This is a genomic window from Promicromonospora sp. NPDC050880 (assembly GCF_044456525.1).
Lineage (GTDB): Bacteria > Actinomycetota > Actinomycetes > Actinomycetales > Cellulomonadaceae > Promicromonospora.
The window spans coordinates 80,850-92,026 of sequence record NZ_JBITFV010000018.1; the positions used below are offsets into that span (position 1 = coordinate 80,850).

The 11,177-nt window shown below is 69.3% G+C and carries 9 protein-coding genes and 1 pseudogene; 4 read left to right on the forward strand and 6 right to left on the reverse strand.

Annotated elements, in window-relative coordinates; genetic code table 11:
• The first annotated feature begins 499 nt into the window (after positions 1 to 499).
• The 3 genes from ACIBBF_RS22175 to ACIBBF_RS22185 are packed head-to-tail and all read left to right on the forward strand — an operon-like array spanning position 500 to position 4,818.
• Complete coding sequence (locus tag ACIBBF_RS22175) at positions 500 to 682, forward strand: hypothetical protein (protein ID WP_397417679.1); 183 nt, start codon at positions 500 to 502, stop codon at positions 680 to 682.
• A gap of 15 nt (positions 683 to 697) precedes the next feature.
• Positions 698 to 3,568, forward strand: a complete 2,871-nt coding sequence (locus ACIBBF_RS22180) for a lantibiotic dehydratase (RefSeq protein ID WP_397417695.1) — start codon at positions 698 to 700, stop codon at positions 3,566 to 3,568.
• Complete coding sequence (locus ACIBBF_RS22185) at positions 3,568 to 4,818, forward strand: lanthionine synthetase C family protein (RefSeq protein WP_397417681.1); 1,251 nt, start codon at positions 3,568 to 3,570, stop codon at positions 4,816 to 4,818. The genes ACIBBF_RS22180 and ACIBBF_RS22185 overlap by 1 nt, the downstream gene beginning before the upstream one ends.
• A gap of 72 nt (positions 4,819 to 4,890) precedes the next feature.
• Here the strand turns inward: ACIBBF_RS22185 and fxlM are convergent, their stop codons facing one another.
• The 6 genes from fxlM to ACIBBF_RS22215 form a co-directional block, all read right to left on the reverse strand.
• Entirely contained in the window at positions 4,891 to 6,138 is a 1,248-nt protein-coding gene (fxlM, locus tag ACIBBF_RS22190; protein ID WP_397417683.1) for a methyltransferase, FxLD system, read from the reverse strand.
• A 91-nt stretch (positions 6,139 to 6,229) separates the two neighbouring features.
• Positions 6,230 to 6,898 carry a 2'-5' RNA ligase family protein gene (locus ACIBBF_RS22195; RefSeq protein WP_397417685.1) on the reverse strand — a complete coding sequence of 223 codons (669 nt, stop codon included), beginning with the start codon at positions 6,896 to 6,898 and terminating at the stop codon, positions 6,230 to 6,232.
• Positions 6,885 to 8,195 carry a helix-turn-helix domain-containing protein gene (locus tag ACIBBF_RS22200; RefSeq protein WP_397417687.1) on the reverse strand — a complete coding sequence of 437 codons (1,311 nt, stop codon included), beginning with the start codon at positions 8,193 to 8,195 and terminating at the stop codon, positions 6,885 to 6,887. Before ACIBBF_RS22200 ends, ACIBBF_RS22195 begins: the two co-directional genes overlap by 14 nt.
• Positions 8,196 to 8,338: 143 nt before the next feature.
• Complete coding sequence (locus tag ACIBBF_RS22205) at positions 8,339 to 9,457, reverse strand: HAD family hydrolase (RefSeq protein WP_397417689.1); 1,119 nt, start codon at positions 9,455 to 9,457, stop codon at positions 8,339 to 8,341.
• Positions 9,454 to 9,801: a recombinase family protein gene (locus ACIBBF_RS22210; RefSeq protein ID WP_397417691.1), complete on the reverse strand. Its 348-nt coding sequence runs from the start codon at positions 9,799 to 9,801 to the stop codon at positions 9,454 to 9,456. The genes ACIBBF_RS22205 and ACIBBF_RS22210 overlap by 4 nt, the downstream gene beginning before the upstream one ends.
• On the reverse strand, positions 9,798 to 10,043 hold the full coding sequence (locus ACIBBF_RS22215; protein ID WP_397417693.1) for a hypothetical protein: 246 nt from the start codon (positions 10,041 to 10,043) through the stop codon (positions 9,798 to 9,800). Before ACIBBF_RS22215 ends, ACIBBF_RS22210 begins: the two co-directional genes overlap by 4 nt.
• A 776-nt stretch (positions 10,044 to 10,819) precedes the next feature.
• Between ACIBBF_RS22215 and ACIBBF_RS22220 the strand changes: the two are divergent.
• A pseudogene (locus tag ACIBBF_RS22220) lies at positions 10,820 to 11,077 on the forward strand (transposase); the annotation flags it as partial.
• Positions 11,078 to 11,177: the final 100 nt, after the last annotated feature.

The window sequence follows — 11,177 nt, forward strand, 5'->3', positions numbered from 1 at the left end:
ACCCCCACCCCCCTCCCAGACGCTCGGTGGCTGTTCCGGGTCGCTTCAGCGACCCCCGCTCACGGCTTGTGCAAGAGGTGTGTGGCCCTCGTCGTAGCGGTCCGCGGGACCCGCCATCCCGCTGTCCGCCTGCACCAGCCACGCAGCCGCGTCCGTCGCGCCGCCGCGTCCGTCGCGCGTGTGCGTCGTCGCGCGCACCCGTGTGCGTCGTCGCGCGCGTGTGCCGCCGTCGCTGCCCGGCGCTCGTGCCGCAAGACAGCAGAAGCGACGCGACGGGACCCCTCAGGGCCCGGGGCGATCCCAGGGCGATCCCCGCCGCCACGAGGGCTCAGGCAATCCGGTCGAAGAACCCGGACTCGTGTTGGGTCACCAGTCCACCGAGATGGGTTGCCGTGCTACTCAGATGCGACGGTGGTGCGGCCATGGTGCGCTGTTCCGGGTTCTGACCTCTGGCTTCGATGAGGGATGACAGCTGTTCCCTTCATCGAGAGGTACTTCCATGGCAGATCTGACCGGGGTCCTGGACCGCGCCGAGAGCGACCTGGACCGCCTGACAGCCGACCTGTTCGACCTGGACGTCCGCACTCTGCAGGTCCCGATGGCCTGCGACAACCACACGAACGACGGGTGCTCGGCGAGTTGTCCGAGTGTCGGCTGCTCGGCTACCTGCAACTGCAAGTAGGCGAGAGCCGTGGCGATGAAGCGCGAGCGGATATTCACGCTGCATGACGGATTCCCGGTCCTGGCACGCACACCGCTGCTTCCGGACGGCCCTGCTTCCGATCCAGCACGCATGCTGCCGGGTTCGTTCCTAGAAGCGGTGCGCTTCGCCTCGCGCTCCCTCGCCACGGTCACTGACAACGACCTGGACGCCGATGAGCGGCTCGCGACCACGGTGCACGCCTACGAGCGACGCGCTCGTACCCGGGCGACACCTCGCGGCGCGTTTGCCGGCGTCCAGGTCGCCCAGATAACCACAGGAGACGCGCTGTTTAGTGTCGGGAAGAATCACCGGGCACGGACCGCGCCGTCGGCCGCGTGGCTGAACGACGTCGCCGACCAGCTCCTCGACGCCCCGGACGTGCTCGGTGCCGCACAGTTCGCGTCCAACGACCTCGTCTGCCGCCGCGGCGACCGGTACGAGCACGAGTGGGCCGTCGGCTCCAAGAAGCCCGAGCGGGTCACACTGCGAGCGACGCCAGCGGTGGAAATGATCTTGGAGACCTGCCGTGTCCCTACCCGCCTGGTGCAGATCATGGCCGCCCTCGAGGACCGCTGGCCGGGCGTTCCGGCCGAGACCGTAGGAGCGACGGTGCGCACGCTGGTCCGGACCGGGCTGCTATTGACTGACCTGTTGCCGCACGACGTCGCACAGGATCCGCTCAAACACCTCCTGGCCCGTGTCCCCTCCTCACATGAGATGGCCGAACCGCTGGTCCAGCTACGCGATCTACTTGCTGAGGCCGACAAGTACCCGCCGGGCACCGATGAACGCCTGGCCGCTCTGGCCGAGGCCCGCACGATCTGCGACCGCCTCGCATCACACGAGAACCCGGTCACGGTCGACGTCGCAGTCGACGCCGATGTGCAGGTCCCACGATCGCTCCTGGGCGAGGCCGCCGATGCGGCCAGCCTGCTGTGGAGCATCACACCGTCGTCCGACGTCCTGGGCGTCTACCACTCTCGATTCGTCGAGCGGTACGGCATCCGACGACGAGTGCCGCTGCTGGCCGTCATCGACCCGGTGACCGGGCTCGGCAACCCGGACGACGACCAACCCCCGGCCCCGGACAAGGTTCCTGCGCGCGAGCGTGTCTTGGCCGGTCTCGTTGCTGACGCCGCCGCCAGGCACAGCACGCAGGTCACTCTCGACGACGGGACGATCGCGGCACTCCGGGTGTCCGGCCCGCGCGTGCCGCCGACGGGCGGCGAGCTGTACACCCGTGTGCTCGCCGGATCGGCCGACGACCTCGCTGCCGGCCGATACCTGTTGGCGGCCTACCTCGGCAGCACCCAGGACGCGGGATCAACCCTCGGGCGCTTCTCTTCCCTCCTCGACCTCCCCAGCCCGGTCGCTGATCCCGAGGAGCCGCTGCACGTCGAGGTCGTGGTTCGTCCGCGCCTGACGGCGCTGACGACGGTGGCGCTGCCGTCCGGATTCGCGCCACGGCGGATCTGCATCGGGACGATCCCTGAGCCGGGTGACTTGACGCTGTCCGATCTCGACCTGGCGTCCGACGGGCACCGCCTCAGGCTGTGGTCACGGCGCCTCGATCAAGAGATCGTCCCGGTTCTGTTCTCCCGGATCGGTCCCGCCTATGTCACGCCCGCCGTGCGCGTGCTCCAGGACCTCGCGAACGCCGGTACGCGACCGTGGCATGCGTGGACCTGGGGACAGCTCGTCGACAGCCCGTTCCTGCCGGAGGTCCGGTGGCGGAACACGATCCTGTCGCCGGCCCGGTGGCGCCTGCCCCACCCTCTCGTGGTCGCCGTCGCCGACAGGCACACGTGGGAGTCTGAGCTGTTCCGCTGGCGGACGGCCGCCGTGCCCGCGGTGCCACGCCTTGTGGTCGTGCAGGACACGGATCAACGCCTCCCGCTCGACCTGGACGATCCTCGCGACCGAGAGCTCTTGCGCCGGTACGTCCGACGCGGCGCCGATGCCGTGACCGCTCCGCCTGGCGGCCCTGACGCCGTCCAGGCCGTCGCCGACGGCCCGGACGGACGACATGTCCTTGAGCTCGTCGTCCCGCTACGAGGCTCCGTCCGTCGTCCTGCGACAGACGACGACCGCCCAGTGGTCTCGGCCCCGCCGGTCATTCACCTGCCGGGCGGCCGGTGGCTCTCCCTGACCATCCCGTCGCCAAGCACTCATCACGACGACCTGCTCGCGCAGATCGGCAACCTCGCCCTCACTCTGCGTGACGAGTTCGATCGCTGGTTCTGGCTCCGCTACGACAACCCCGCGCACGGGCCGCACCTGCGAGTCCGATTCACAGGCGAACCCTCAGCCCTGAGCACGGCGGTGCTCCCCGCCTTGTCCGAGGCGTACGCCACTTGGATGGCCCGCGGGCTGGTTGGGCGGCTGGTCATCGAGTCCTACGAACCGGAGGTCGACCGCTATGGCGGCCCCGCGGCGATCGACGCCGCCGAGCGAATCTTCGCCGCCGACAGCGACCTCGCGCTGAGCCTTCTGGCCAACCCCCCTGACGACGACAGACTCATCCTTGCGGCTTCGTCGGCCGTCGAGATCGCTCTCCGGATCAGCGACGATGCCGCTGCAGCCGTCGGGCGGCCGCGGCTGGACCGTGCGCGGCGGCGACGGGTCAACGAACTACGCGCGACAGCGTCATCTCGCCCAGCCACGCTGCTCGACTCCGCCGCCGGGGAACTGTGGGACCGGCGCCGCGCCGCGCTTGCCGTCTACCGTGACGTTCTGCCGGCCGCTCGACGCGCCGACTGCGCCTCGTCGGTGATCCACATGCACGCCAACCGGCTGGGTCTGGACCGCGACCAGGAACATGTCGCCCGTGCACTGGCGGCGGAGCTCCTCGCACGGAAGGGCTGATGAACGCCGCCGAGGCCACATTGGCCATCGCCGAGCGGCTGCTGGACCCGCAACGAGTGATCGAGACCGCACCGTCGTACGGGGTAGCGACGCTCGCCGATGGGCTCCCGGGAACCGCCTTGCTGCATGCCCGCTTGTCAGCCGTCGACTCCGTGTTCGCGACGGCGGCCCGCGCTCACTGGGACGCTGCGGTCGTGCGCGCTGCGACGGGCCCCGCGCAGGGGGCCGGGATCTTCGGGACGTTTGGCGGGCTGACCGCTTCCCTCGTTCTCGGCTCCCCTTACTTATCCGACCCTGACGTGACGGCGGCAGCGACGGCCCGGTCGGTCCGCTGGCTCTCCGCTCACGCCGTCAAGATCGCCGCCTACCACGCGGAGTCGGTCCGCGCGGGTGGATCCGGAACCTCGTGGCACGTCTACGACACGATCTCCGGCCTGTCCGGCATCGGCCGAATCCTGCTCGCCGCTCGGGCCGGGGGTCATGGCTCCGCCGAGCCGGGTCTGGTCGCCGCGCTGACGGCGATGACGACGATGCTGACTGACAACGGAGTAGCGCTGCCCGGGTGGTGGGTTCCGACCGATCAGCACCCGCCCGTTGTCGCTGCTCGCCTCGACCCTGGCGGTGCGGCAGACACGGGGCTTTCCCATGGTGTCGCAGGCCCCCTCGCGTTTCTGGCGCTTGCGCAGTCCGCGGGCTACTCCGTGGCCGGGCAGACGACCGCGATCCGGGACGCCGTCGGCTGGCTCGACCGTTGGCGGATCGACGACCACGGCTGGCCCAACCACGTCACGGGTCAGGAGCTCGCAGCAGGTGCTGTCGCCCAGCGATCTGGGCGACGTGTCGCGTGGTGCTACGGCGTACCCGGGATCGCTCGATCCCTGCTACACGCTGCACATGCGCTCCGCGACGACGACCTTGGCCAGGCAGCCCGCGCGGACCTCGCGCGACTCGGTACGCAGAACGCCAACTGGGACGCGGTGGGTCCGACTCTCTGCCACGGGTACTCGGGAGTCGCGCGCTGCACGGCCGACGTCGACCGTGACGTCGCTGAGTGCGCGGCAGCAGCTGTCATGCAGTCGGTGGATCACGACCGGCCCTTTGTCGTAGCGCATGTTGAGCACGGCGTCAGGCATGACAGCCCCGGCTACCTGACCGGTGCGGCGGGCGTCGCGCTTACCCTCAGCGAGGTAGCCGGACTTCCCTCGCACTCCGCCTCCACGCTCTGGGACGCCCCGCTCCTGATCGCATGATCTGACCATATGCACGGCGAAGAGGACTCTGGCCGCGGTCAGAGTCCTCTTCGCTCCTCACGTCAGCCGGTGCTACGCCTCGGCTGGGGTCGCAGCCCGCACGGTGTGCACGACGAACACGTGGTCCACCTTGTCGACGACCAGCAGGGCCTCGTCTTCACCGGGGCGCGGTGCCGAAGAGGGCGGTCTCGTCTCGATCCGCATCTCGACTCCACCCTCGGTCTGTTCCCGCCAGGCCCGGACTCGGTCGGCGAGCCGACGCGCCAGGGCGTCACCGTCCGGACCGAACCCGCATGCACCGACCTGCAACATGGGCATCTCGTTCGTCCCGCCGACCTGCTGCGCGGTCAGGTAGGCCAGCGATCCGTCCGAGTAGACGCCCCACGCGCCCCATGGATCCTTCGCCCGAGGAATCCTGGCCGCTGCCACCGCGTCCGCGTTGACGAACACCCGGCAGAATCCGGGCAGCGTCGCGAGCCAGAAGTCCTGCTCCGGCGTCCACGCCCATGGCGCCACCACATCCGTCCACACCAGAGTCGGCTCACTGTCCAGTGCGTCCAACAGGTCGCGCTGGACAGGCTGTGCGTCGTCGATCCGCAGCGTCAGGTCCGGCCCAGGGCCAATCGGGACGTTCTTCTCCGGCATCGCGCCGATGCCCTTCATCGGGATGAAGCCGTCCTCTTGCACCGACACACTCCGCAGGCCAGTCCCCTCCCGCTCGAACGCGACCACCCGGGTCAGGCCGCGCAGGCGTAGCGGCAGCACGATCCGCCCGCCAGGTGCGAGCTGCTGGACCCAGGCCGGCGAGACGTCCCACGCCCCAGCCGTCACCAGGATCCGGTCGAACGGAGCGTCCTCTGGGGCACCCAGCGTTCCGTCACCGGTGACGACCCGCACGTCGTTCGCGCCGTACGCGATGAGATGCATTCGCGCGGCGTCCGCGACATCAGCGTCGTACTCGATCGTCGTCACCGAACCCGACGGCCCGACCAGATGGGCCAGGAGCGCCGCGTTGTACCCCGTGCCCGCCCCGACCTCCAGAACCCGCTGACCGGGCCGGACCTGCGCCTGCTCCAGCATCCCCGCCACCGTGCCAGGAGCGGACGCCGAGCTCGTCGGCACACCCTGCGCATCCCTGTGCGTCACCACAGCGCCCAGCCCGTACGCCTCCGACAACGGCGCGTCAGGTACGAACACGTGCCGCGGCACGGTCGTCATGGCGTCCGCCACGTCGTCGGCCAGAGGGCGCCCCCTCATAGCCGCCAATCGGTCCAGCATCCCGGACCGCAACATCGTCTCGTCCTCGTGTGTCTCGTCCACGCGTCGAGGCTATGGCCCGGGATGGCCCAAGTCCTGGCCCGAAGGCGTGCCGCACGCAGGTGCTACCAAGATGCGTCAGCGCCGGTCGGCCTCATCCGAGCGGGACGTCGGCGACCGTCTCCCACTCGTACATCTGATTGTCGCGGTTGAGGCGGATGAGTTGGGCAGAGGTGATCGGGATAGTGACCGGCTCGAAATCACGCAGTGGAGCGACACGCTCCCGGACGGGGCCGGTTGGGACGTCGGAATTGCTGTAGGCGATGGAGACGTGCGGGTGGAACTCGGGGCTCTCGAGCACCTCGTCCCAGACGTCCCCGATGGCATCGCGAATACCGTCCCGGACGCCGGCCACAGCTGTCCAAGGGCGGACGAGCAGGCCGGTCGCTTCGTCGTCGGCCTCGATCGGGCCGAGCGTCAGGTCGAAGGCGGGGACGGTGGCCAGGTGCTTGGTCGCGGCGCGCGTGATGGCGTCCACGTCGACGTCGGTGACCTCGTCGGTGAAGCCGAGCCCCTGCATCGTCAGATGCAGCCACCTTTGCGGGATGAGGTCGAGTCCGTCGACGTCGGCCAACCCATCGTGGAGGCGGTGGACGAGGTCGTGCAGCGGTGCTGCCGTGGGGTCGTCGAACGTGAGGTGCCATGTGTAGAACGAGCGGCCGAGGGACCAGCCAGGACGCCACCACCAGTGGTTGGTCAGCCGTTCCAGTCGGCCAAACTCCTCCCAGCGAGCAGTGAAGCTGTCCAGCTCAGGTGTCGGCATTCGTGCCCTCCTCAGTCGTGTGTCCGGAGACGAGTTCCCGGACCTCGCGGATAGCGGGCAGAGCCTCCCACGACGCCGCGGCAGCGACGAACTCGGTCACACGCTGCTGCACAGGGAACGAGGCGGCCCCGCCGATCTGGAAGGCGTCAGTGACCAGGCTTGCAGCCCGTTCGACGTCACCGGTCGCAGGGTCCAAGAGCGCCGTGGCGACGTCGATTCGTGTCATAGCCTGCGGCCCTGTGAAGCCTTCGGCGTCGAACGTGTCCAGGGCGAGGTTCGCATACTGCTCCACGCGTGCGGTGTCCCCGAGGGCCAGGTACGCGGTGGCAGCGTTGCCTGCGGCGCGGGGCTCGCAGTAGACGGTCGTTGTCAGGCTTGCGGTGAGGGCAGTGTCCGGGTCGGGGTGTTCGGTGCGGACCGTCCAGGCATGCCCGACCGCATGGTCAACGCCAGCTCGGTCACCCATCCTGGCCAGTGCGCGGGCCCGGCCGTTGACGGACAAACGCACCGCGTGTGGTCCTCGGGGAGAGCGCGCAAGGCCGTCGTTGGCCAGGGCAAGTGCATCGGGGTACCGACCCGCGTAGTACTCAACGAGGCTCTGCGTGGCTCGCGCCCAAGCCATGAGGTCCGGGTCTCCCGTAGCTTCAGCAAGCTCGAACGCCTCAGCCGAATGCACGCGAGCCGAGGGAAGGCTGCCCATGTCGAGGCTGAGCGCCGCCTGCACGCCCGACAAGCGGGAAGCGACCGCAAACAGACGCATCGCCGTGCGCGGGCGCTGCGGAGCCTCCAGCAACGGATGCAGGTGGGATCGCAGGCCACGTGCTCTGGCTTGGAGCTCAGCGGCCGGTACGCGTTCGTCCTGATCAATGATCCACTCGACGGCCGGCGCCAGGTAATCGATCTTCGCGGCGCTCACGTCCAGCGAGGCCAGCCAGGACCGCCGCTCAGCCACGTCGAGCAGCTCACCGTCATCGAGCGGGTAGGGAGGCTGCGCCGGGACGGCCTCAGGCGCGGGCACGTGGCTCGGGATGCTGTCCGGCCCATGGTCTGTGGGCGTCAGGAGCGTGGCAAGGTCTTCGAGGGTGACCGAGAGCGCGGCGGCCAGCGCGGGGCGTACCCAGGCCAGCGGTTCCACGTCACCTGCTTCCCAGCGAGTGACCGTCGTGCGCGCGACGCCAAGACGCTCGGCGAGCGCTTCCTGACTCAAGCCCTGCAGTCGGCGGCGCTCGGCCAGCCCAGTCCGTGGAATGCGCACGCGGTTCCCCTCCCGATCGTGCGGCCTGGTGACCTTGGCCACGATCGTACCGGGGCGGGCACACGTCTCGGCAGAGACTCCGAGAACATGGCGCTGGCCGGAACCGTCAGGGGAACGGTCCCGGCCAGCGGTTCCTGCTGGGTGAGAGCAGGCCCACGTCGGGATCGGGGCATCCGGACGCGAGTTCATCGCTGCCAGAGCGGCAGCTCGTAGAAGGCCGGGCCATCGTCAGGCGCGGTCCTCACCCATCGGGCCCGGAGGCCCAGGTCCGTCGTCGGGTAGCCGAGACCGGCCTGATCGGCAGCATCGGTGACCACCAGCATCGTGACGCCGGTTCCCGCGGGGACCGGAGCGTGTCGGAGCCAGGACCGGGCCACCGCCGTGTGGACCTCGGCACCGGCGACTTCCGCGCCCGGCCCGTGCCAGATCCGCAGCTTGGAGACCCCGGGCGCCGCCTCGACTGCGACGGCGAGCTGGGCAGCCAGTGCTGACAGATACGTGGTGTCGATGCTCGGCAGCAGCAAGTCGAGCGCTGTCGCGGCGCCGTGCTCGTCGATCGTGCCCGTGACCTCGTCCGCGATGCTCCGCACGACGGCCGGCGCGTGGCCCATGCTGATCCCACGCCCAGCCCAGGCCAGCGCTTCGAGGTCGTTCTCGGAGTCCCCAACGGCCACCGTCGCCCCGGGCGGAGTGTCGAGCTTCTCGCGGAGGACTTCGAGTGCGCTCGCCTTCGTGACACCCGGGCCGGTCACGTCCAGCCACGACTCACCTGCCCGGGTGATCGTGGCACCGGTCGCTCGCAGCGCATCGAGATGCCTCGCGACACCCGGTGCGGCCACCGCGACACGCGTGGCCGGGCTGGAGCACAGATCGGCGACGGAGGCCGTCTTCTGCTCGCCGTTGATCTTGCCCGGCTCGAATGGCTCGTTCACGCGCCAGCCCCAGCCCGGCTCCTCGACCGCGACTCGCGCAGCGGGCTCCAGCTCCAGGACGCGACGGATCACGGCCGTCGCGTCGAACAGCTCGGTGCGCACGAACCGGTACCCGCCTGGAGCCTCCGGGTCGAGATGGATGGTCATGGCGCCGTTCGAGCACACGGCGTACCCGTCCGTCAGACCGAGACGATCCGCGACCGGCAGCACACCAGCAAGGGACCGCCCAGTCGCGAGCACGATCCGGTGTCCCGCCGCGCGTGCCAGCCCGATCGAACGATGTACAGCGGCAGCGATGGTGCCGTCGGACGACATGATCGTCCCGTCAACATCGAGTGCAACGAGCATCCTGCGGTCGCCGACGCCGATCATGACCGGCTCCCAAGACCAGCCAGGACATGGCCAGAGTGGGTGGCCGGGTGCAGATCGCCCAGCAGAACGCACCGCATCCCGTGCTGCTCCAGCTCGTATGCGAGCCGGGTGTACGCCTCCGCGAGTCGCGCCTCGGCCGGGACCACGACGGCGTCCGCACCGTGCTTGCGGGCTGCGTCGGTGACCTGGCTGATCGTGAGGCCGTCGCGCGTGTCGTCCAGGATCTCCACCAGCGCCAGCCCTTCCGCCGATGCATAGGCGGTGACCTCACGGCGCTGCCGTTCGACCTCCGTCGTGTCCCGCGCGGCGACATATCCGAGCGCCACGGGACGCGTGCCGGTCATCGGACTGCTCCCGCCAGGGAGCGGACGTGGCACTCCAGCCCGGCAACCGTCCCGGACCAGTCCGCCACAGCCGGTGTCGTCAACTGGTGGACGATGCCTTCGGTCAGGCCCAGCTCGCGGGCCATCACCACGCCGTCGGACAACCGGGATGGTTCGATCCGCACCGATCCACGCAAGATCGTCAGGCCGGCGACGCGCTCTTCGCCGAGCGCGTCCAGGATGTCGATCAGGGCGACGAACATGCCGTGCAACTCGCCTGCTGGGGGTCTGCTCTGGGCCTGCATGGCTCACGCTCCGGGTCTGGTCCGAGCCCGCTGGAACACGGACTCTCGTACCGTTCCCATCGAACCCAAGGCACCATCCCGTCAGTAGCGCACGGCGGATGCGGTCACGACGCACCCTTGCCACATCGGTAAACGCCGCGAGTTGGTGTGCGCGGCTGACCTGCACTAATACGTGCGCACACCTTGGTGTGCGGGCATCTTGGTGTGCGCAGAGCGTGCGCTCGTTCGTCATCCTCGACGCATGGATATGTATCCGCGCGCAGGCAGCACGCTGGGGGCCGGCGGCTGGAGTCCGCTGGCCAAGCTGCGGAGTCATGCCTACGAGTTGGGGGACATGCGTTCACCCTGTTCGCTGCCATGTCCCCCATCAGGAACGCACCCGATATGGCCGCATGGGGGACGTCAACGGGTACCTCGACAGGTACAGGCGACGTGCACAATCGCAAGCATGTGGCAGGCAGGTGCAGATGTACGCGGGCTAATTCGGACATGCGCGGTGGTGGCAAGTTGCCACCACCGCGCCACCTGCGGGTTCGCTTTCGCATGCCGCGCGGTCACGGCTGGGCGGCCGCCAGCCTCAGGGCTAATCCGGACATCCGCGGTGGTGCCAATTTGGCACCACCGGCTGGCCTGGGGTTCTACCGAACCACCGATGCGCCACTGGCCCGTTCCGGGCTTGGAGTGTCTCGCCCCGGGTCTGATGGAGGCTCTCATTCCAGGGAAGGATGAGAGTTATGGCTGCACCGAGGAAGTACCCCGAGGAGCTTCGGGAGCGAGCGATCCGGATGGCGGTGGACCTGCGTAAGGACCCAGCCACCAAGCCCGGCGCGTTGCGGCGGGTGGGTGAGCAGCTCGGGATCCACCCGGAGACGCTGCGCAACTGGGTCGCCCAGGCTGAGATTGATGCCGGTGACCGTCCGGGAACGAGCACCGACGATGCCCAGCGGTTGGCGGACCTGGAACGCGAGGTGCGCGAGCTGCGGCGGGCGAACGCGATGGCGGATTCAACCGGTGGTTGCAACGAGTTCTGCGAACTTTTCTGATGGTGTCAGATATCCGAGCGTCTTGCGGGGTCGCCCGTTGAGGGAGTCC